The following is a 23,118-nucleotide window of genomic DNA, read 5'->3' on the forward strand; positions in this document are numbered from 1 at the left end:
ATAAATTTTATAAAATTTAAGAAAGAAAACTTCGCGGCTTTGTGAGATTATTTTAAAACTTAAGCGGGAATCTGTTGGCTCAAACAATGTAAGGTTCCAAACCCCCAGATAAAGTCAATACAACTTATTCCGATTACTTCGCGATCAGGGAAACATTCAGATAATATATTTAAAGCAATACGATCATTACTGTCATTAAATGTCGGAACCAAAACACAATTATTTAAAATTAGGAAATTAGCATAACTTGCCGGCAATCTTAAATCTTCAAAATCGACACGTTTTGGCATTGGCAAAGCTACAATTACAGGAGATTTTCCGTTTTCTAATTTTGCATTTTGCAAACGTTTCAAATTATCCTGTAACGGTTTGTAATTTGCATCATTTTTATTTGTTTCAACAATCGTAACGATGGTATCTTCATTTACAAATCGGCATAAATCATCGATATGACCGTGAGTATCATCGCCTTCAATTCCGTCTCCTAACCAAATTACATTGGTGACTCCAAGGTATTCTTTAAAAACGGCTTCGTAATCTTCTTTGGTAAAACCTGCGTTCCTAACCTGAATTGTCGGGTGCATTAAACATTCCTCAGAAGTCAGTAAAGTTCCTTTTCCGTTGACATCAATTGCGCCGCCTTCAACAATTACCGGTTTACCTTTATATAGTACCTGTGTTAAGGAAACATTTATAAAATCAGCTATTTTTCCGGGAACAAATTTATCCAACTGATAGTTTTTATATTTTGCCCAACCATTAAAGTTGAAATTCAGAGCTTCTCTTTTTGAACCATTTTTCACAATAATTGGTCCGGAATCCCGCATCCAGCTTCTGTTTGTTTTGTGAAGGATAAAAGAAACATTAGTAATATTTACTCTGGCTTTTTCCAACATTCCGGTTACTTTTTCTTTTAACTTTTCATCGGCTACGACCAAAAAAACAGTTTCAAAAGAAGCTACTTTTTTAATAAACTCTGTGAAAGCCCATTGAACCGCCTCATATTTTCCCGGCCAATCATTACCATTATGCGGAAAACACAATACAATTCCTTGTTGTTTTTCCCATTCTGCGGGGAATCTTCTATTATTTGTTGACATACAAAGGTTCTAAATTGAAAAGAGCACAAAGATAATGATTCATAAGGATTATAAAAACAAAAAGACCTTCACATTGGATTTGCCACAATTAAAAAAATCAGTTTAGCAGAAGTTTAATATTTAAAAAAGGTAGGCAAATAATAAATTTATAAAAGTAAGAACAAATGAGAAGGAAATATCAAATTTGTATTTTTTATACTAAATATTCACATATATTTAACTTTTTCTCATAGAATTGACCTAAAAATGTGGGAATTATGTAACACTAAATGCAACAATTTCTAATATACCTAATATAATTTTGATTCACATTTTAAATAAAAAACCAACATAAATTTAACATTATGAAAAAGAAATTATTATTTTCAGTCTCGTTTTTAGTCCTATCGTTTATCGCTAACGCTCAGGATACAGCAACAACTTCAGTAACGCCTTCAATTGATAAACCTGATTATAACAGATGGTCGATTGAACTGAATGGCGGTGTCAATAAACCTATTAGAACAATGACGCCAGGCTATTTTACTCCAACTCTTAATCTATTTCACGCTGATTTAGGAGTAAGATATATGTTTGATCCAAAATTTGGTCTTAAACTGGACTTCGGATATGATAAATTTCAGGACCACGATGATTCCGCTCCGTTTGAAAGTACCTATTTAAGAACAAGTCTGCAAGGAGTAATAAATATAGGAAGAGCTTTGAACTTTGAAAACTGGACTAATACAGTTAGTTTATTGATTCATGGCGGAGTCGGAGTTTCTCAGCTAACATCAAAAGATGGTTTTGATGATGAAGACTATATGGGGAATGGAATTCTTGGTTTGACAGGTCAAATTAAATTAAGTAACAGAGCTGTTTTGACTGGCGATCTTACAGGAATAGTCAATGCTAAACAAAACTGGAACTTCGACGGAATGAGTGTAGTCAGAACCGGTCCTTTCGATGGTGGTATATTAAATGCATCTATTGGTTTAACATTTTATTTAGGTAAAAATGAAAAACACGCTGACTGGATTGGTGAAACTGACAGATATGATGAATTGGATAGAAGAGTTGATCTAATTGAAACAGGTCTTTTGGATACTGATAAAGATGGTGTAGCTGATTTGTATGATTTAGAGCCAAATTCTATTACCGGTGTCGCTGTAAATACAAAAGGACAATCTATTGATAATAACCAAAATGGCGTTCCGGATGAATTAGAAAGTTACTTAGAAAAAACATATGGACAAAATGGTAAAGGAGTTACAGATAGTACTGTGGAAGAATTAATTAATGATGGATATGTAAATGTTTATTTTGACTTTAACTCTTCTAAACCTACTAATGCTTCCTTATCCGGCATTGACTTCTTAGTAAAATATTTGAAAAATAACCCAACGAAAACTGCAGACGTAATAGGATATGCTGACGAAATTGGAAGTTCAGGTTATAATGTTGAGTTGTCCAGAAAAAGAGCTGAAGCTGTGAAAAAAGTGGCTATAAATGCAGGAATTGATGCTTCAAGACTGAATGTAATTGCTAACGGAGAAGATAATTCTGTGAATAAAAATTCTAAAGAAGCACGTCAGATCGTTAGAAGAGTTACTTTCCAGGTGAAATAAAATTAATTATAAAATAAAAAAGACTGTTTCAAATATTTGAAACAGTCTTTTTTATTTTATAAATCAACTAAAATCAGTCAATCGCTCTTTTTGTAATATCTCCAAAAGCATCAATTCTTCTGTCTCTGAAAAATGGCCAGTTCTGACGTACATTTTCCTGTAAATCCAAATCTACTTCAGCAATCAGTATTTCTTCTTTATCATGAGATGCCTGAGCTAAGATTTCTCCTTGAGGACCGGCAATAAATGAAGCTCCCCAAAACTGAATCCCATCAGTTCCGTCAATATATTGTTCTAAACCAATCCGGTTTGCAGCGGCTACAAAAACTCCATTGGCGACAGCATGCCCTTTCATAACGTTCATCCAGGCACCATATTGGTTTTCTCCGTATTGTTCTTTTTCTTTAGGATGCCATCCAATCGCTGTAGGATAAAATAAGACTTCTGCACCTTTTAAAGCGGTAATGCGGGCTGCTTCAGGATACCATTGGTCCCAGCAAATAAGGGTTCCAACTGTTCCTTTTTTAGTCTGGATTGCCTGAAAGCCTAAATCACCTGGAGTAAAATAGAATTTTTCATAAAAATGAGGATCATCCGGAATATGCATTTTACGGTATAATCCGGCTTCTGTTCCGTCTGTATCAATAATATAAGCACTGTTATGATAAATTCCAGCCATTCTTTTCTCGAAGAAAGGAACAATAATTACCACTCCTAATTCTTTAGCCAATTCGCTAAAAGCAATAAATGAAGTGCTGTAAAGTGGTTCTGCCAACGCAAAATTATCTACATCTTCACTTTGGCAAAAATAATGGCTGCTATATAATTCAGGTAATAAAATAACTTCAGCACCTTTATTGGCGGCATCTTTTACCCAGCTGATACATTTTTTAAGATTATTTTCGGCAACGTCATTAAGATTTAACTGAACAACGGCTATTTTATATTTTCTTTTCGGCATGACATAAAATTTAGAGTGCAAAAATAGTAATTTTTGAAGGAATGACAAAGGGAGTTAATAGGGGCTTATGATATGCATTTACTTATAAAGAAAAACACCAGTACAAACTGGTGTTTTAACTATTAAAAAAATAACAAAGTAAAAATTTATTGTTTTTTGGTTAAGGTTATATTGCCATAATTAGAATTGACTATGATTTTATTTTGCCCTTTCCTTTTATTGAATCCGCTTACCCTTTTAATATTACTTTTGTTTTCTGAAGTAGAAATATCCAAAGAACCATCTTTTTTTATGTTTCCATATTTGGTATTGATATCAAAATCAAAAGCATAATTGGTGTCATAACCCAAAGAAACATCAGAATAACCACAATTGATATTCACATTATTAGCTTTATCAGTTATAGTACCAATATTTATTTTACTGTAATTAGTGTTTAAATTTATATTGTTTGAAATTTCAGCAATAGAAACAGTCAGATAATTTCCCTCACCTGTAACCGAATTTATTCTTTGAAGTTTAAAGTTACCGTAATTACAATCATATTTAATATTTTGCCCTTCTGAAATAACCAAATCGGTGTAATTTGTATCTAAATTCAAATTTCCGGAATCATTTATTTTTAAACCTGAATACCGGGCTTCAATTGTTCCGGATTTAATGTAATCAATATTTGAATTTTGACAATATTCAATTTGAATTCGATTGTTTGGTCCATTTAGTTTTCCAAGGGTCACTTTGCCATATTTACAAGCAATATCAGTTGTTGATTCTAAACTAAGAACTGAAATATTTCCATATTTATTGTTGATTTTGACGGTTCCGTTTTTCGGAATTTTAATTACATAATTAATCTCAAAACAGCTGCTGCTTCCTTTGCTTTTTAAAGACGAATTCCCAATTTTGGTAATTGCAGTAACCATCGATTTTAGAGCAGTAATATCAACATCAATACTATTTAGTTTTTCGTTTACCCAATTTTCGTTTCCTCCAGTCACTTTTATAGTGATGTCAAGGTCAATTTTGTTTTCATCCCAGGTTGATACTGAAATGTTTCCGTATTTATTGTCAATATCAATTCCCGCATTCGAATTGACAATATAAGTTTTTTTAATATTTTTTTGTTTTGAAATAAAAGTATCGTCATTTGCAAACCCTAAAAAAGGAATTAAGATAAACAGGATGAGTGTATTATAATGTTTTTTCATGTGTAGTATTTTTTAAATTTTCGTTTTCTTCAATACGTTGCAAAACCGTTTGTAAAAAAGATATTCGGGTTTGCAGGTTGCTGATCATAGCATAAATAATCTGTTTGTTTTCGCCATTTTTCTGAACTTCTTTTATGATTTTTTCATAATCGGCATCAAAAACTTTCATTTGTTTAAGAGCGTCCTTTATTATTTGCTCGTTTTCAGGAGAACTTTTTTCTTTTAACTTAACGAGTTCATTATCAATCAGTATGCTGAAAATAGAATCTGTCCTTTTGGTTTCTTTGGATGCAAATTTATATTCCTTAGGTTTTTCATTGTTGTAAAAAACAGCTATTCCAAGCAATAAAATAATTGAAGCAGCAATTCCCCAAACAGCATAATAATTTTTTTCAGGTTTCTTTTTATTATTCAGTTTATTTAAGAAATCCAGCGGATGATCAGAATTCATTTCCTCCGTATCCCACTGATTTTCAAATTTCTCAAATAATTGGTCTAATTTGTCATTTTCCTTTTTCATATATCCTCTAATTTTTTTCGCAAACTTTCTTTAGCTCTGCTTAATGTAGTTCTGCAATTGGCATAACCGATATTTAAGATTTCACTAATCTCTTCCTGATCATAACCTTCAATATAAAAAAGCGTTAAAACCATTCGGTAATTGTCTTTCAGTCCTAAAATAGTATCTAAAACCTGTTTTACTTTAAGTGAATTCAAATCGATATTTTCAGAAAAAAAAGTATCGTTTTCTTCAATTTTATAAAGTGTTTTGTTCAGGTCTTCCATCTGGAAAGCGTTATTCTTTTTATAAAAATCAATACTATAATTAATGATGATTTTTTTAAGCCAGGCCCCAAATGAAACTTCCTGTTTATAATCGTTAATTTTTGTAAAAGCTTTCAGAAAACCTTCCTGCATGACGTCTTGTGCAAAATGTTCGTCTTTTACAATTCTATAAGCTACATTATACATAGCTTTACCGTAACGATTGTAAATTTCAAATTGTGCTTTTTGATTATTTTCTTTACAAAGTTTGATTAACTCTTCGATATTTTGATTGGTTGTGTTCAATTAAATGATTGATGGGTTTTTATAATGACTTTGCTTTTTTTGGTTTGTTACACTTTTGATAAAATTAATTGTATTTTTTAGAAATGCCCGCCATTCTTATGCAAAGCACTTTTTAAAATAAAAATTCAAAAGAAATGTCTTTGTTTTTGGCATAATGATTGTCTATTTTTATGACCTAACTTTCAAAGACAATTTTTAGCCTGATTTTATTTAAAACATAGCTTAAGTAGTTAATATTTGAAATTAGAATAAACCTTTTAATGACAAAACGACTTATATATTATTATGTCAAACCATAAAATACTTACTATTGACAATCTGTCACTTCAGGAATTTGACTCAGAAGCAGAATTAATTCCATTATTAACCCCCGAAGACGAAGAGGAAATGAACAACGAAGAACTTCCGCTTTCGTTACCAATTTTACCTTTACGAAATACCGTTTTATTTCCGGGTGTTGTTATTCCGATTTCAGCAGGAAGGGACAAATCAATAAAATTAATAAATGACGCTAATGCCGGTGGAAAAATCATCGGAGTAGTTTCTCAAATTAATGAAGAAGATGAAGATCCGTCAAAAGACGATATCCACAAAATAGGAACTGTAGCAAGAATTCTGCGTGTTTTAAAAATGCCTGACGGAAATGTTACGGTGATTTTACAAGGGAAAAAGCGTTTCGAAATTGCTGAAGTTGTTTCAGAAGAGCCTTATATTACTGCAACTATCAAAGAAGTTTCGGAAGAACGTCCTGATGAAAATGATACGGAGTTTACCGCTATTTTAGATTCAGTAAAAGAATTGGCTATACAAATAATTAAGGAAAGTCCAAACATTCCATCAGAAGCTACTTTTGCAATCAAAAATATTGAAAGCCAGTCGTTTTTGATCAATTTTGTTTCTTCTAATATGAATTTATCCGTAAAAGAAAAACAAGATTTATTATCGATAAACGGATTAAAAGAAAGAGCGCTTGAGACTTTGCGTTATATGAACGTAGAGCTGCAAAAATTAGAATTGAAAAATGATATTCAGTCAAAAGTTCGTTTTGATTTAGATCAGCAACAGCGTGAATATTTTCTTCACCAGCAAATGAAAACCATTCAGGAAGAGCTGGGAGGCGTTTCGCAGGAAGAAGAAATGGACGAAATGGGGCAGAAGGCGAAAACCAAAAAGTGGGACGAAAAAACGCAGAAACATTTCGAAAAAGAATTATCCAAAATGCGTAGAATGAATCCACAATCACCAGATTTTGGAATTCAGCGTAATTATTTGGAATTGTTTTTAGAATTGCCCTGGGGTGAATATTCTAAAGATAAATTTGATTTAAAATTTGCTCAGAAAGTATTGGATAAAGATCATTTTGGACTTGAAGAAGTTAAGAAAAGAATGATCGAACATTTGGCCGTATTGAAACTTCGTAACGATATGAAATCGCCAATTATTTGTTTGACAGGACCTCCGGGAGTTGGAAAAACATCTATCGGGCGTTCAGTTGCAGAAGCTCTTGGACGTGAATATGTACGTATTTCGTTAGGTGGTTTGCGTGACGAAGCAGAAATCCGCGGGCACAGAAAAACATACATCGGTGCAATGCCCGGCCGAATTATTCAGAGTTTGAAAAAAGCCGGAACCTCTAATCCTGTTTTTATTTTAGATGAAATTGATAAATTATCTAGCGGTAACAGCGGCGATCCGTCTTCAGCTTTATTGGAAGTTTTAGATCCGGAGCAAAACAGTTCTTTCTATGACAATTTCCTTGAAATGGGATATGATTTGTCTAAAGTGATGTTTATCGCAACTTCAAATAATATGTCGGCAATTCAACCGGCGTTACGTGACAGAATGGAAGTAATTAAGATGTCAGGTTATACGATTGAAGAAAAAGTAGAAATTGCCAAAAGGCATCTTTTTCCAAAACAATTAGAAGCACACGGATTAACTACCAAAGATTTGACAATTGGAAAAAAACAATTGGAGAAAATCGTTGAAGGCTATACGCGTGAATCCGGTGTTCGTAATTTAGAAACTAAAATAGCCCAGGTAATTCGTAATGCTGCGAAAGCAGTTGCAATGGAAGAGGAATACAATAAAAAAGTTACGGACGAAGATATCGTAACAGTTTTAGGAGTACCAAGATTAGAGCGTGACAAATACGAAAACAACGATGTTGCCGGAGTTGTGACAGGTCTTGCCTGGACAAGTGTTGGAGGGGATATTTTGTTTATAGAATCTCTGATCTCCGAAGGTAAAGGTACTTTAACAATTACCGGAAACCTTGGAAATGTCATGAAAGAATCGGCTACGATTGCTTTGGAATACATTAAAGCCAATGCTAAAAAACTTGGGCTTGATGTAGCTTTGTTCCAAAAATATAATATTCATTTACATGTTCCCGAAGGTGCAACGCCAAAAGACGGACCAAGTGCAGGTATTGCAATGCTGACATCATTAGTGTCATTATTGACACAAAAGAAAGTAAAGAAAAGTCTTGCTATGACGGGAGAAATTACTCTTCGTGGAAAAGTATTGCCTGTTGGCGGAATTAAAGAGAAAATCTTAGCTGCCAAAAGAGCAAATATCAAAGAAATAATTTTATGCCACGAAAACAAAAGTGACATTGATGAGATTAAAACTGAATATCTGGAAGGCCTGACTTTTCATTATGTGAAAGAAATGAGTGAGGTTTTGACTTTGGCTTTGACTGATCAGAATGCAAAAAATGCAAAATCATTGAAATAAAATTTCAATAAGACTCATAGAATTTTACAAGTCTCAAATATAAATTCCAAATTTCAATCTGATAATTCAGTTTGGAATTTGGAATTTTAAATTAAAAGAAAAATGAAAGTAGTTCCTCAGCTTTTATATCAGCACAAAAGTGTCAGAAAAATTATGGTTAATGGTTTATCCTGTATCGTGCATAAAACGATGGATACAATAGATACGAATACAGATCATTATGTTTCTTCACATGTTTTATCTGTTGTTTTAAAAGGTAAATTAAATATTCAGACCTATTATGACGAAGAGCAGTTTTATGCAACTCAAAATCAATTGGTTTTTATACCTAAAGGCAGATATATGATTTCGGATGTCTTGCCTGAAGATGGAGAATTTGAGGCCGTTTTTTATTTTTTTGAAGAAGAAATTATCAATGAATTTTTAAGAGAAATTAGATCCGTAACTTCAGTAGATTCAAAACCTTCTTTGCTTTTGAATTATTCAGAAAATATTAGAATATTTACAGAATCCATCCTTAAAGTATATACTGAGAATACAAATAAAGAGGTTACCAAACTGAAACTTTTAGAATTACTGTATTTAATTTATAATTCACCACAACAGGAGCATTTAATTCAAATTTTATTATCCTTAAATACTAAGAAAAAAAGAAATCTGGAAGAATTAATGCTGGAGAATTTCGACAAACCTTTATCTATTGAAGATTACGCTTTTTTAGCAGGAAGAAGTATTTCTTCTTTTAACAGAGACTTTCAAAGAAAATTTGAAATGCCTCCTAAAAAATGGATTATAAAGAAACGTCTTGAAAAAGCTATTGAACTTTTGACTTGTACAAACCTAAATATTGAGCAAATTTCGTTTGAAGTTGGCTATGAAAATGTTTCCTATTTTATTAATTTGTTTGGAAAACAATTTGGTATCTCCCCAAAACAGTTTCTTATAAAAGGAAGAACAGATAAACTTTTGAACTGATATTGATACTTTCGATGATAATCTAAATTTAGTTCTTTTTTGCAGTTTTATTTTTGCTCAAATTATAAAATATAAAAAATGAGTAAAGTAAAAGTCAGTAAAATATCAGAGGCAATTGTAAATCTTAATGTAGAAAAAGTTTGGGAAAAATTAGTTGATTTTGGAGGTACAGAAAAATTTGTACCGGAACTTATTGAAAAAACTATTGTAGAAGGAAGCGGAATTGGGGCTGTTCGTACTATTTATCTAAAAGGCGGGGGTGAGATTATTGAACAATTGACATCAATTGATTCAGGCAAATTAGAGATGAAATTTATTATCTTATCGACACCAATGCCTGTATTTAATTACGAAGGTGTTTTTACAGTTGTTTCACAAGAAGAAAATAAATGTAATGTACAATTTGAATCAATTTATGAAGTTTCGGTTGAACAAAAAGAAGAAATGAATAGTATAATTAAAAATTTTCAGGAGACTTTTTTATCAAATTTAGACAAATAAGACAATTATGAAAATTCCAAATTCCAATCTCAGAATTCAGATTGGAATTTGGAGTTTTTTTATTGTATTATTTTCTATTGTTTCTTTTTCTCCAGTACAGCAAGGCCAAACCGAATTTTATCGTATCCCATTTTTTCTTCAAAATGGTCAAAATAGGGTTTTAAAGCATTTGGATTTTCAAGTTCTATTTGGGCTTTTTGTAATAGTGTAACCTCTTCATCGGAAATAAACTGACTCACATCGATATCAATTCCATCCAAATATAATTTTGCCAGATGCGAGATAACAGTTGAAAGACCTAAATTTCTTTTTGCTGCTATTTCTTCAATCGTATTGCCGTTTTCAAAAAGCTCTAAAGTAGTTTTATAGGTGCTGCTTTCTTTTTTTGCTTTTGTATTTGTTTTTTTGCTTTTTTGAAATTCAATAATGGCATTTATGAATTCAGAACCATATTTTTCCAATTTTGCCTTTCCAACTCCGTCAATAGCAAGAAATTCTTCATCGCTCATAGGGCGTAAAGTTTCCATTTGTCTCAAAGCAGCATCACTAAAAATCACATATGCAGGAACTTCATCTTCCTTAGCAATTTCATAACGTAATTTTCGAAGGGTTTCAAAAAGAGAGTTTTTGGTTGTTTTAGCTTTTGCTTCTTTGATTTCGTTTTTGTCAATTACTTTTTTAACGACCGTAGTTAATTTTACTTTTTCACCTTCAAACAGAACTTTTTTGGCAAAAGGAGTTAATAAAATTTTGTTGTGCTGATGAAAGGCAATTTCGCAATAGCCCAAATTAATTAGTTGAATAAGATATTGATTCCAATCGTACCATGAGATTTCAGCACCAATTCCGTAGGTTTTTAGGTTTTGATAATTTTTTTCGTAAATGTAAGCATTTTTTGAACCTCTTAAAAAATCAACTATTACGGCCAAAGGTTCTGATTCCTGCAAACGAGTTATTGCTGACAATGCTTTTTGTGCTAAAACTGTTCCGTCAAAAAATATGGGTGGTTTTTTGCAGATATCACAATTACCGCAGTTCTCAGTCACCAACTCACCAAAATACGAGAGCAAAATTTTTCTTCTGCAACTCAGGGCGTCGGCATATTGTTTCATACGATCTAATTTTGCCAGTTGTACATCTGAGTTCAAACCTTCTGAAGCAAATTTTTGAAGCTGAATCACATCAGCATAACTTTCAAATAAAACAGTTTCTGCCGGTAAACCGTCACGCCCGGCTCGTCCGATTTCCTGATAATAGCCTTCAATATTCTTTGGCAAATTATAATGGATTACCCAACGCACATTCGATTTATCAATTCCCATTCCGAAAGCAATAGTAGCACAAACAACCTGACAATCGTCGTTTATAAATTCATCTTGTGTTTTTGCACGAAGTTTATTTTCCAGACCGGCGTGATATGCTTTTGCAGTAATGCCGCTTTTTTGTAATTTTTCAGCAAGTTCTTCAGTAGTTTTTCGGCTTAAACAATAAATAATACCGGATTCATTAGGCTTGTTTTCTACAAAATCTATGATTTGTTTTACGCGATCAAGTGCCGGACGAACTTCCAGACTTAAATTTTTTCTGTCAAAGGATGAAATAAATGTTTTAGAGTTCTGTAAATTTAATTGCTTGGTTATATCTGTTCGCGTTGCCTTATCAGCAGTAGCGGTCAAGGCCAGGATCGGGGTAGAGGGAAAGCGGTTTTTTAAATATCCCAAATTAGTATAGGCTGGGCGAAAGTCATGTCCCCATGACGAAATGCAGTGTGCTTCATCAATTGCAATTAAGCTAACGGTGAGTTCATTAAAAATAATATCCAGATATGATAAACTCTCCGGTGCAATATAAACCAGTTTAAATGTATTCGATTTTAAATTATCAATATAAAACTGCTGTTCTTCACTGGATTGGCTGCTGTTGATATAACATGATGAGATTCCATTGGCTTTTAAACTATCTACCTGATCTTTCATCAGAGCGATTAAGGGCGAAATAACAATGGTTATTCCCGGTAAAACCAAGGCAGGTAATTGAAAACATATCGATTTTCCACCTCCGGTTGGCATAATAGCCAACGTATCTTGTCCTGACAGAATCGTATGGATAATAGTTTCCTGATTAGGCCTGAATTTTTCAAACCCAAAATTTTCTTTTAGTTTGGCGTGTAATATTTCTGAAGTCATTTGGCTTGTATTTTTATTTTGTAAATGTAGAATAAATTATAATATTTTTCTTATAAATGTGATTTATTTTAAATTTAATGCAATAATGTATTTTGACGAATAAAAAAAGGAACCCGAATAGAGTTCCTTATAGTATACTAAAGATATAAATTAATCTTCATCGTCTTCATCATCATCTTCGTCGGCAATATCATTTTTATCTTCATCGTCATCATCGTCTCCGCCATCGACATCCGGTTTGTCCAGATTTTCGTCTTCATCATCGTCATCAATGTCATCATCAAGATCAAGACCTTTAACAGGTTCGATTGTGTCAACATCAACATCAACATCGATGTCATCATCTTCGTCGTAGTTTTCAATTCTGTCAGCAAGTTTAGTACTGATTTTTACTAAATAAATAGTGTCTTCAGTTTTAACTTCAACAGCTTCGATCAATTCGTTTTTAGCATTTCTAAAACGGATAACATCCGAATCATCATAACCATCAGGAAATTTTTCAACCAAAAGGTTTAAAATTTCGTGGGTAAGTTTAGCGTAGTCTACTATAACTCTTTTCATAAATATTCTATAAATCTAATAAATAGGCAAAAATTAACGGAGCAACAATCGTAGCATCCGACTCAATAATAAATTTAGGAGTTTTTATATCTAATTTACCCCAGGTAATTTTCTCGTTTGGAACTGCTCCGGAATACGAACCATAACTGGTTGTAGAATCAGAAATCTGGCAGAAATAGCTCCAAAACGGAATATCATGCATTTCCATATCCTGATACAACATTGGTACTACGCAAATTGGAAAATCTCCTGCGATACCACCACCAATTTGAAAAAATCCAATTCCGTTTGTGCTGTTTTTTGGATACCAATCGGCCAGAAATGTCATATATTCAATTCCTGATTTCATGGTCGATGCTTTCAAATCACCTTTGATTACATATGATGCAAAAATATTTCCCATGGTACTGTCTTCCCATCCCGGTACAATAATAGGTAAATTTTTCTCAGCAGCGGCATACATCCAGCTGTCTTTTAAATCAATTTCGTAATATTCTTCCAAGACGCCTGATAACAGCATTTTATACATGAATTCATGAGGAAAATAACGCTCTCCTTTATCATCTGCGTCTTTCCAGATTTTATAAATGTGCTTTTGTAAACGACGAAATGCTTCATGTTCAGGAATACAAGTGTCAGTAACACGATTTAAACCTCTTTCCAATAATGCCCATTCATCTTCCGGTGTTAAATCACGGTAATTAGGCACTCTTTCATAATGAGAGTGTGCAACTAAATTCATGATATCCTCTTCTAAATTAGCTCCTGTACATGAAATAATCTGTACTTTGTCCTGTCTGATTATTTCGGCAAAAATTTTACCAATTTCTGCTGTACTCATTGCGCCAGCCATACTTACCATCATTTTAGCACCATTTGCTAATTGTTGTTCATATGCTTTTGCAGCGTCAACCAGAGAGGCAGAATTAAAGTGTAAATAATGTTTTTCAATAAACTGACTGATTGGTCCTTTCATTTTTTGTTTTTTATGTTTTTTTTTTGAATTAAAAAGTTAACCTTTTTAGATGTTACTGCAAATTAATGATTTTATAAATATATAAGTTTTCAATTTGCACTTTTTTTTTATGTTTTTTTTGTGTATCCTAAAATCTTTAATACATCATCAGAAGTTTGTTGTTCTGAAAAAACTTCAGTCGCCAAAATTCCATTTTCATCACGATCTATCAGAATATGTTTCGGCTGTGGAATTAAACAGTGGTGTAAACCTCCATATCCTCCTATAGTTTCCTGATAAGCTCCGGTATTAAAGAAACCGATATACAATGGTTTTTCTTTATTGTATTTAGGCAGATAAATAGCATTCATATTTTGTTCTGAGTTGTAGTAATCGTCACTATCGCAGGTCAGTCCTCCTAATAAAACCCGCTCGTAAGTATCATTCCAGCGGTTTACCGCCAGCATGATAAAACGTTTGTTTATGGCCCATGTATCCGGCAAAGTGGTAATGAATGAAGAGTCAATCATGTTCCATTTTTCTCTGTCGTTTTGTTGTTTTTGATATAAAATCTGATAGATAGCACCGCCGCTTTCCCCTACAGTAAAAGATCCAAATTCAGTAAAGATATTTGGAACATCAACCTCAGCTTCATCACATGCAATTTTAATCTGATTGATAATTTCATCAATCATATATTGGTAGTCATATTCAAAAGCAAGTGAGTTTTTAATCGGGAAACCACCTCCAATGTTCAAACCATCAAGGGTAGGGCATTCTTTTTTAAGTGCAATATAAACTTTGATACACTTTACCAACTCGTTCCAGTAATAGGCAGTATCATTTATTCCGGTATTGATAAAGAAGTGAAGCATTTTCAATTCTAATTTATCATTTTCCTGGATTTGTTTTTTGTAAAACGAAACGATGTTTTTATATCCAATACCTAATCTGGAGGTATAAAACTCAAATTTAGGTTCTTCCTCAGCAGCAATACGGATTCCAATTTTGAATTTTCCCTTAATTTCAGCCTGAAGCAGATCAAGCTCCTCATAATTATCAATAATCGGAATGGTGTTTTTATGTCCGTTATTGATTAATCTGGCAATATTTGTAATATATTCATCTCTTTTAAAACCATTACAAATGACATAAGTGCTTTTGTTGATTTTGTCATTCTCCAGTAAATTCTCTACAATATTGATATCAAAGGCTGATGATGTTTCAACATGAATGTTATTTTTAAAAGCTTCATTCATAATATATTCAAAATGAGAGCTTTTTGTGCAGTAACAATAGTAATATTTTGCTTCGTATTTATTCTTCTCCATCGATTTTCTGAACCAGGCCTTTGCCTTATTGATATTCTCAGAAATCTGTGGTAAGTAAGTAAATTTTAATGGCGTGCCATATTGCTCAACCAATTTCATCAAATCGATATTGTGAAACTGCAGGTTGTCTTTGTTTAATTTGAATTCCTCTTGCGGGAAATAATAGGTTTGATTGATTAGGTCTGAGTATTTTGTATTCATTTAGTTTTCAATATTAGGAATTAGGATGTATTTTAAATTTAGTAAACGATTCTAAATCTTAATTCAAACCCTAATATTGGCAAATACAATTTCCAGTTTTTCATTTTCTGCTTTTAAGCATAAAAAAACGTAAAAACAAAACGGACTTTTACTGTAATAAAAACGATTCAACATTCTTAATAAAGAACTATTGAGACGGTTTCTATAAGAACTAAAATGTCTTTGCTTGTTATTTGTTTTCATCTTGGCAAATGTAAAAAATAAAATATACCTAACGCAATGCTTTTGATTAAAAAAAAGTTTAAGATTTATAATCCTGAAACGCATCCAGAATCAATTTATTTTCAACCAATTGGTTTATTTTTATTTTACCGATGCCTTCAATCAATGCAAACTGAATCAAACCATATTCATTTTTTTTGTCGTGAACAAGTAATTCCAGGATAGGATCAATGTCATTTTCTTCAAATTTCACATCATCATAAATACCCTGAATGGCAGTTTTTATCTCAGAATATTCTGCAGCCGTAATTAAATTTTTGTGTAAAGAAATGTAGCTTTCCAGAATCATTCCAACAGCAATGGCTTCACCATGCAGTAATGTTTTTTTAGACTCGCTTTCTAAAAAATAACTTTCGATGGCATGGCCTAATGTATGCCCAAAATTTAATGCTTTGCGGATGTTTTTCTCCGTTGGGTCCTGCATTACAATCTCATTCTTGATTTCAACCGAACGGTAAATCAATTCATCAAAATCAGCGTAATCAATAGATTCTAAATTTAAAAACTGTCTCCAGTAAGGGGCATCATAAATTAAGCCGTGTTTCAGCATCTCGGCAAGACCGGAACGCATTTCACTTTGGGGTAAAGTTTCAAGATATTGAGTGTCAATTAAAACCATTTGAGGGACATTAATTACACCAATCTGGTTTTTAAGATTTCCTAAATCTACTCCTGTTTTTCCTCCCACAGAAGCATCTACCATAGATAATAAAGTAGTAGGGATATGAATAAAATCAACACCTCTTTTAAAAGTAGAAGCGACAAAACCTCCCAAATCAGTAACAACACCGCCACCAAGATTAATAACCAATGATTTTCTGTCGGCACCCAGTTCTGTAAGCACATTCCAGATCTGAATACAGGTTTCTATATTTTTATTGATTTCGCCGGATTCAAATTCTATAATTTCAGTAGTTAAATCAGTTTCAAGTAAAGGTAAAAATTTAGGTAAACAATGCTCATTAGTCTGATCATCAACTATAATAAACAAATTTGAGTATTTGTTTTCTTTTAAATGATTGTTTAATGCTTCATATGCACTTTGGTTAAAATGCACAAGATAATTATTGGCTTGAATAGATTGCATAATTCTTCGGTTAATTGAATCGGCAAAATAAGGCATTTTTAACTAAATAATATTCAAATACCAATTCTAATTTGTTTTAAAAATCAGTTTTTATAATCATTAAAAATAAATTTCACTGCTTAAATTTTAAACCATTTCGTGTTTTTTAAGTGGTAATTTTTTTCTTTTACTATTTTTTTAGATTGAGGATTTATCAGATTAATTTTGGAATTATGCAAGAATGTTATAAATTTTTAAAAATATCTTTCTTTTGTTAAATAATATTCAAAACACTCTTTATCTTTGCCCAAAATTAAATTTAATGGAAAAAATATTCGACAATACTCAGGTTGCATTTTCGTTAAAAAGCGATACGGAACTTGACAGAGCTTATTTTCTTTTTAAAATGATCGATAGCCAGCCTTTGGTGAGAATAGGAACAGCTGTTACAAATTTTGCCATAAAAGCAAACCTTCCTGTTGAAGGATTAATTCGTGCAACCGTTTTTGACCATTTTTGTGGCGGAGTAAATGAAAACGATTGTATTACAGTAGTTGACAAAATGTTTACGAAAGGCGTTTCATCTGTTTTGGATTATTCGGTTGAAGGAAAAGAAGAGGAAGAACAGTTTGATGCTGCCTTGGAAATGACATTAAAAACGATCGAATTTGCCAAAGAACGCCAAGCGATTCCGTTTGCAGTTTTCAAACCAACAGGTTTTGGACGTTTTGAGTTGTATGAAAAATTAGGAGAAAAACAGACTCTGACTCCGGCAGAACAAGAAGAATGGAATAGGGTTGTGGCTCGTTTTGACCAGGTTTGCAGTGAAGCACATAAAAAAGATGTTGCTTTGCTGATTGATGGTGAAGAAAGCTGGATGCAAGACGCGGCAGATGATTTGGTTACTGATATGATGCGTAAATACAATAAGGAAAAAGCGATTGTTTTCAACACGTTACAAATGTACCGTTGGGATCGTCTGGATTATCTTAAGAATCTTCATGAAATTGCTAAAAGCCAAGGTTTTTTCATCGGAATGAAATTGGTTCGCGGTGCTTACATGGAAAAAGAAATCAAAAGAGCGGAAGAGAAAAATTATGTTTCGCCAATTTGTGTTTCTAAAGAAGCTACTGATGAAAATTACGATGCAGCTGTACGTTATATGGTAGAGCATTTGGATACGATGTCAATTTTTGCAGGAACTCATAACGAATTGAGTTCTTATAAATTGATGGAAATGATGGAGCAAAAAGGAATTGCAAAAAATGACAATAGAATTTGGTTTGGACAATTGTACGGAATGAGTGATAATATTAGTTACAACTTGGCCGCAAACGGTTATAATGTTGCTAAATATTTACCTTTCGGACCGGTAAAAGATGTGATGCCGTACCTGATTCGCCGCGCTGAAGAAAATACTTCGGTTGCCGGACAAACCAGCCGCGAATTATCAATGATTAAGGCAGAACGCAAAAGAAGAAAAGGAAAATAAGTATATATTTGATATAAAAAAAAGGCAGTTCAAACGAACTGCCTTTTTTTGTATTTAAGAAAAAACTACTGTTTTATTGCTGTAGACCATTGTTTTACGCTCCGCATGAAGTTTTATTGCTCTTGCCAGAACGATGCGTTCCAAATCACGGCCTTTCATGATAAAATCTTCAACAGAGTGGATATGGGAAACACGTGCGATATCCTGCTCAATGATTGGTCCTTCGTCTAATTCTTCGGTAACATAATGACTTGTTGCACCAATAATTTTTACACCTCTTTTAAAAGCCGAATGATACGGTTTTGCACCTGGAAAAGCCGGTAAAAAAGAGTGATGGATGTTAATAATTTTATTTTCGTAAAGTGAAATCAAACCTGGTGTAATAATTTGCATATAACGCGCCAGGACTATAAAATTGATTTGAAATTTTTTCAGTAATTCAATTTGTTTGGCCTCACCTTCTTCTTTATTGTCTTTCGTAAAAGGAACACAATGAAACGGAATGTCAAAACGTTCTGCGATTGATCTTAAGTCATTATGATTACTGATAATAACAGGAATTTCAACATTTAATTCCCCTGCACTGTAACGTCCTAAAATATCAAACAGACAATGGTCATATTTAGAAACAAACAATGCCATTTTTGGTTTTTGTTCCTGATTATACAAATCCCATGACATATTAAAATCTGTTGCAATTGTCTGGTCAAAATCCGCTTTTAATCCTTCGATAGTAATTTTGTAATTTGTTAATTCACATTCTAATCGCATAAAAAATACATTTTGCTCCACATCAACATGCTGATCGATGTAGGTAATGTTTCCTTCTACTTTCGCGATAAAAGTGGTCACTGCGGCAATAATTCCTTTTTGGTCTTTGCAGTGAATAAGAATGGTTATTTTTTGCATTATATCGTTTGGTTAATCGTTTAACAGTTTATTTGTTTAATCGAAGTCTGCAAATAATTTCTGCAGCTGCACGGTTAAACAATAAACATTTCAATAAAATTTATTTTCTGTCCTGCATTGCAAAAACATTTCTTAATAAAGGAGTGGTCCTGGCGCTGATATTGTTACGGATCTCTTTTTCTTCAACAGCAATCATTTTAAAAACGCCCAGTAAAGCCTGATTGGTTGTATAATCAGTCAAATCAGGATTTACTTTTTTCACTAACGGAATCGTATTGTATTTGTTGATGATTTTTGTCCAGATTACATCAGCACCCACTTTTGCAAAAGAACTTTTTATTACAGGATTAAATTTTCCGTACAAAGCAGTTGTAGTACTATTTTGCAAATAACTCGTTGCAGCACTGTCGTTTCCTAACAAAATATTCTTAGCATCCGTAAACGACATATTTTTAACAGCCGAAACAAAAATTGGTGTTGATTCTTTTACTGCATCTTCAGCAGCGCGATTCAATACTTTTATTCCTTCATCTGCAAGAGAACTCAAACCTATTTTTCTTAAAGTAGCATCTACCTTTTGTAATTCAGCGGGCATTAAAATTTTCACCGCTTCATTTCTATAAAAACCATCAACAGCAGTCAGTTTACTTACTTGTTGTGTAATTCCTTTATTCAGGGCTTCTTTTAATCCGCCTGCAATATCAACACCTCCAACTCCGGGAATCTGTGATATTTGAGGAAATTGATTTAAAGTTTGTTGCATTTCAGCACAAGATGCAAGCGAAAATGTAAGGGCCAATAGTATAATCTTTTTCATGTTGGGGTTTTATAAGTTTTCAAAAATACTACTTATTCAAAAATAAAGCCACAATTTTATTTCAGGAGCACAAACATTTTGTTTCATAATTAACTTCTGTCCCGCTGTTCACTAAATCTGCGCAAAAAAAAGCGCAGGATATCGTTGCCATCGGGGCTATTCCGGAAGTTTTAGTTTCTTTAAGATGCGAAGTTTTTTAGAAAAAATAAAGTTTACTGTTATGTAAAACTACTGGAAACTGCCTTCAATATTTTCTCTGTCAGTTTGTTTGATTTCAGTTTTTGTAAACGAATAAGTTGATTCTTCAGTCCATTTCCATTTTTTAGAATGTATCATATCTATACCAATTGCGCTATAAATAATTTTAATGATGTTTTTATTAGTCGCCATTTTTAATTCAATAAACTGATCTCTAATTTTTGCTGAAGATTCGTTTTTTTTACAATTCTGCAAATCTTCAAGGACTTTTTTATCTTCTTTGAACCATTCTTTCAAAAAAGACAAGTGTGTGTCAGAACATTGATAACCAAGGTTAAGAGCGGTAAGAAGTTTACACTTTAAATTGCTTTCATCAGTTTTTTTATCTCCATCCCAATAACATTCATTACCAATAAAAGTAACAGTATAGCCTAACGCTGCACGCTGTTGATTTGTTAATGTTTTAATATAATTTTCATTCAACTGAATAGTATTGTTTTTGTCCAGCCAAAGTATTTTAATGTAAGTGTTTTGTGTTACTTTACTTTGATGTCCTTCATTTATTAATGTAGTTTTTTGATTAATTAAGGTTTGTGAGAAAAATGGAATGCTGAAACTTAGAAAAATTAATAGAAAAAGGAGTCGTAAATTCATGAGTGGATATGTAAAATTATAATGATAAAAGTACTTGTTATATTTTATTTTCTACATAGTTAATTTATTTGTTGCATAATTCTTTTCTTAAAGTATCATTTGCAAATTGGCAGATAAAAAAAAAGCTATCCAAATAGGATAGCTTTTCTGTATATAAATAATATTTTTTTATTAAAAAGAACCGCAAGTATTACCTGCAAATGTTGCACCGGCGCCAGCCGAAATATCTGCCTTAACAGCCGATTTATCAAGTGTTACAATTGTGTATGGAGGTGTAAATGCAGTATTTTTTCCAGCCTGATTACCTGAAGTGCCAACAAAAAGATTGTCTATAGCAGATACTGCTGTTAAACCGGTCATTAAATCAATAGGGGTGTTTACATTTTCAAATGAATTTTTTTCTACACGGATATTAGCTTCAAAACCTGCGGCAATACATTTATTACTCACAGCACTGTTAAAATAACAGTTTATGACATGTACCTTTCCAAATCTCACTCTTGGCATTCTTTCTCTACAGCCAGGAGCCCACCAACAGCGTGCAAATGTAATTCTGAATGTTCCGCGGTCACCGGTAGCACTGTCGCTTGAACCAATTAAATTAGAGTATCTGTGATCATCAGATCCACCTGGACCTCCTGCTTTTGGAGCTTTTAAATAATTGAATTTGGTATAAGAAAAAGTAATATAATCTGATTTGTTTTTTACATCAAAATTTCCATCAACACCATCTCTTGATTCACAATGGTCTATCCATACATTTTGACAATCATCTAAAGTTGCGTTATCCCAGCCATCAGTATCATAGGCTCCCGGTCCTTCAAAAATCAGGTTTCTAATGATGATGTTTTTACATCTTTTAACATATATAATACCTGAGCCCGCTTTGGTTTGATCATTAGAAACCAATTTTGCACCGCTTGTACCATATATTGTTTTTCCCGTTTGATCCTGAAAAGAGATTCTTCCGGCTGAAGGTATAGTAATAGTACCTGAAACTTTTACAACTTTTACATTAGGATCTTCAATAGCTGATTTTAATAAAGCATAAGTGTTTACTGCCTTTTCCGTTGCAGTTCCTCCTCCGGTTGTTCCTCCGTTTTGTGATGCCCATCCCGGAACTTCAGAACAAACTCCTACTCTTGAAGTAGAAACATTTTCAGTTGATAGAACAGCACTTTCATTTTGTTCAGAAGCAACGTCATCTGTGTTACAGCTTGAAAAGCTTAAAGCAATTGTAAGCAATGAAAGAGTTAATTTGGTTTTAAAATTCATGTTAGTTTTTTTGTGGTTAATAGTAAAATTTATAGTAATGCAAATATGTTTGTTAAATTTCATAAAATTATTGAACAAGTTCAATAATAGTACGATTTGTTTGAATATTTAATTTTTTATAGATATTTATTTTAAACATAACATAATTTTTATATTTTTACGTAATCGATTACATTATTTAAATTGTCTCAGAATCTTAATGAATATTAGAAAAATTTTAAAACATGTACGAAGCACTAAGGGAAAATATAGAAAGAAAGATTGATCTTACAGATGACGAATGGGGTTGCATCCTTAATAAAACGGAATTTATTAAATTAAAGAAAAATGAGTTTTTACAAATTCAGGATTCTAATAATTCTTATGAAGGTTTTATTTTAAAAGGGTCTTTTAAAACATATGTTTTAAATGAAAATGGAACAGAAAGTGTTATTTTTTTTTCATTTGAAAATCAATGGCTATGTGATTTAGAAAGTTTTTATTATCACAAACCAACAAAATATAATATAAAAGCAATTGAGGACAGCGAAATATTAGTGATTAACAAATCAAGTAAAATGATGTTATTCAAGCAGGTTCCTAAATTGATTCACTTTCATATTTTAATGGTTGAAAGGGCTAACATTGCAATACAGGAAAGACTTTTGGATGTCTTAAACAAAACTTCTAAGCAGAGATATCTCGAGTTCATAAAAAAATATCCTCAAAAGACTCAAAAAATAAACAATAAAAATTTATCTTCTTATCTGGGAGTGACACATGAGTTTTTATCAAAAATCAAAAAAAGCTTTTAACTTTTAAGACTGAAACTTTTTAAAGTTCTTATCTGCTTTTGAGCCGCTTTCAACATACATATCAGTACAAAACTTTCCGTACTAATAAATTTATTATCAACTCCATTTTATCATCAAAAAAATATTTTGAAATGATAAGAATCAGTATGTTGCAAAAACAATTCTTTTTTTGTTAACATAAAACTATAATAGGGATCAAATATTAAAATATTTTGTAAATTGCTCCCTTAAAATT

Annotated in this window: 20 protein-coding genes; 6 read left to right on the forward strand and 14 right to left on the reverse strand. The window is 32.3% G+C overall.

Annotated features, from left to right (window positions below):
• Positions 1 to 59: 59 nt before the first annotated feature.
• Positions 60 to 1,100, reverse strand: a complete 1,041-nt coding sequence (locus tag ACEN92_RS02905; RefSeq protein WP_495640871.1) for an agmatine deiminase family protein — start codon at positions 1,098 to 1,100, stop codon at positions 60 to 62.
• 344 nt (positions 1,101 to 1,444) lie between these two features.
• Here ACEN92_RS02905 and ACEN92_RS02910 point away from each other — a divergent pair, with 344 nt between their 5' ends.
• On the forward strand, positions 1,445 to 2,707 hold the full coding sequence (locus ACEN92_RS02910; RefSeq protein WP_495640872.1) for an OmpA family protein: 1,263 nt from the start codon (positions 1,445 to 1,447) through the stop codon (positions 2,705 to 2,707).
• Between the two features lie 73 nt (positions 2,708 to 2,780).
• Here the strand turns inward: ACEN92_RS02910 and ACEN92_RS02915 are convergent, their stop codons facing one another.
• The 4 genes from ACEN92_RS02915 to ACEN92_RS02930 form a co-directional block, all read right to left on the reverse strand.
• Positions 2,781 to 3,668 (reverse strand): carbon-nitrogen hydrolase, encoded by an 888-nt coding sequence (locus tag ACEN92_RS02915; RefSeq protein WP_495640873.1) that lies wholly within the window; start codon positions 3,666 to 3,668, stop codon positions 2,781 to 2,783.
• Between the two features lie 146 nt (positions 3,669 to 3,814).
• On the reverse strand, positions 3,815 to 4,876 hold the full coding sequence (locus tag ACEN92_RS02920) for a DUF4097 family beta strand repeat-containing protein (protein ID WP_495640874.1): 1,062 nt from the start codon (positions 4,874 to 4,876) through the stop codon (positions 3,815 to 3,817).
• A complete protein-coding gene (locus ACEN92_RS02925; protein ID WP_495640875.1) occupies positions 4,860 to 5,396 on the reverse strand; it encodes an anti-sigma factor in 537 nt (178 codons plus the stop codon). The genes ACEN92_RS02920 and ACEN92_RS02925 overlap by 17 nt, the downstream gene beginning before the upstream one ends.
• A complete protein-coding gene (locus tag ACEN92_RS02930; RefSeq protein WP_495640876.1) occupies positions 5,393 to 5,947 on the reverse strand; it encodes an RNA polymerase sigma factor in 555 nt (184 codons plus the stop codon). Before ACEN92_RS02930 ends, ACEN92_RS02925 begins: the two co-directional genes overlap by 4 nt.
• Before the next feature lie 285 nt (positions 5,948 to 6,232).
• On the opposite strand from ACEN92_RS02930, the gene lon reads away from it, so the two are divergent.
• The 3 genes from lon to ACEN92_RS02945 all read left to right on the forward strand — a co-directional run bounded on the left by lon (position 6,233) and on the right by ACEN92_RS02945 (position 10,162).
• Positions 6,233 to 8,686 carry an endopeptidase La gene (gene lon, locus ACEN92_RS02935; protein ID WP_495640877.1) on the forward strand — a complete coding sequence of 818 codons (2,454 nt, stop codon included), beginning with the start codon at positions 6,233 to 6,235 and terminating at the stop codon, positions 8,684 to 8,686.
• 102 nt (positions 8,687 to 8,788) lie between these two features.
• Positions 8,789 to 9,661 (forward strand): helix-turn-helix domain-containing protein, encoded by an 873-nt coding sequence (locus ACEN92_RS02940; RefSeq protein ID WP_495640878.1) that lies wholly within the window; start codon positions 8,789 to 8,791, stop codon positions 9,659 to 9,661.
• A gap of 78 nt (positions 9,662 to 9,739) precedes the next feature.
• Positions 9,740 to 10,162 carry an SRPBCC family protein gene (locus ACEN92_RS02945; RefSeq protein WP_495640879.1) on the forward strand — a complete coding sequence of 141 codons (423 nt, stop codon included), beginning with the start codon at positions 9,740 to 9,742 and terminating at the stop codon, positions 10,160 to 10,162.
• A gap of 74 nt (positions 10,163 to 10,236) precedes the next feature.
• On the opposite strand, the gene recQ is transcribed toward ACEN92_RS02945, so the two are convergent.
• The 5 genes from recQ to aroB all read right to left on the reverse strand — a co-directional run bounded on the left by recQ (position 10,237) and on the right by aroB (position 16,765).
• Positions 10,237 to 12,348 carry a DNA helicase RecQ gene (gene recQ, locus ACEN92_RS02950; protein WP_495640880.1) on the reverse strand — a complete coding sequence of 704 codons (2,112 nt, stop codon included), beginning with the start codon at positions 12,346 to 12,348 and terminating at the stop codon, positions 10,237 to 10,239.
• A 150-nt stretch (positions 12,349 to 12,498) separates the two neighbouring features.
• Positions 12,499 to 12,909: a DNA primase gene (locus ACEN92_RS02955; protein ID WP_495640881.1), complete on the reverse strand. Its 411-nt coding sequence runs from the start codon at positions 12,907 to 12,909 to the stop codon at positions 12,499 to 12,501.
• Between the two features lie 7 nt (positions 12,910 to 12,916).
• Positions 12,917 to 13,885 (reverse strand): deoxyhypusine synthase family protein, encoded by a 969-nt coding sequence (locus ACEN92_RS02960; protein ID WP_007811609.1) that lies wholly within the window; start codon positions 13,883 to 13,885, stop codon positions 12,917 to 12,919.
• A gap of 107 nt (positions 13,886 to 13,992) precedes the next feature.
• On the reverse strand, positions 13,993 to 15,396 hold the full coding sequence (locus tag ACEN92_RS02965; RefSeq protein ID WP_495640882.1) for a type III PLP-dependent enzyme domain-containing protein: 1,404 nt from the start codon (positions 15,394 to 15,396) through the stop codon (positions 13,993 to 13,995).
• A gap of 301 nt (positions 15,397 to 15,697) precedes the next feature.
• Entirely contained in the window at positions 15,698 to 16,765 is a 1,068-nt protein-coding gene (gene aroB, locus ACEN92_RS02970) for a 3-dehydroquinate synthase (protein ID WP_495640883.1), read from the reverse strand.
• 301 nt (positions 16,766 to 17,066) lie between these two features.
• Here aroB and ACEN92_RS02975 point away from each other — a divergent pair, with 301 nt between their 5' ends.
• Positions 17,067 to 18,236 (forward strand): proline dehydrogenase family protein, encoded by a 1,170-nt coding sequence (locus ACEN92_RS02975; protein WP_495640884.1) that lies wholly within the window; start codon positions 17,067 to 17,069, stop codon positions 18,234 to 18,236.
• Between the two features lie 54 nt (positions 18,237 to 18,290).
• Here ACEN92_RS02975 and purU read toward each other — a convergent pair whose 3' ends face one another.
• From purU to ACEN92_RS02995, 4 genes are all read right to left on the reverse strand, one after another.
• Positions 18,291 to 19,145 (reverse strand): formyltetrahydrofolate deformylase, encoded by an 855-nt coding sequence (gene purU / locus ACEN92_RS02980; RefSeq protein ID WP_495640885.1) that lies wholly within the window; start codon positions 19,143 to 19,145, stop codon positions 18,291 to 18,293.
• A 100-nt stretch (positions 19,146 to 19,245) separates the two neighbouring features.
• The gene (locus ACEN92_RS02985; protein WP_495640886.1) at positions 19,246 to 19,962 is read right to left on the reverse strand and encodes a DUF4197 domain-containing protein; all 717 of its coding nucleotides are present in this window, start codon (positions 19,960 to 19,962) and stop codon (positions 19,246 to 19,248) included.
• Between the two features lie 228 nt (positions 19,963 to 20,190).
• Positions 20,191 to 20,814 (reverse strand): hypothetical protein, encoded by a 624-nt coding sequence (locus ACEN92_RS02990; RefSeq protein WP_495640887.1) that lies wholly within the window; start codon positions 20,812 to 20,814, stop codon positions 20,191 to 20,193.
• A gap of 171 nt (positions 20,815 to 20,985) precedes the next feature.
• Positions 20,986 to 22,089: a pectate lyase family protein gene (locus ACEN92_RS02995; protein WP_495640888.1), complete on the reverse strand. Its 1,104-nt coding sequence runs from the start codon at positions 22,087 to 22,089 to the stop codon at positions 20,986 to 20,988.
• 224 nt (positions 22,090 to 22,313) lie between these two features.
• On the opposite strand from ACEN92_RS02995, the gene ACEN92_RS03000 reads away from it, so the two are divergent.
• The gene (locus tag ACEN92_RS03000; RefSeq protein WP_495640889.1) at positions 22,314 to 22,883 is read left to right on the forward strand and encodes a Crp/Fnr family transcriptional regulator; all 570 of its coding nucleotides are present in this window, start codon (positions 22,314 to 22,316) and stop codon (positions 22,881 to 22,883) included.
• Positions 22,884 to 23,118 lie beyond the last annotated feature (235 nt).

The organism is Flavobacterium sp. Flavsp81, from assembly GCF_059491325.1.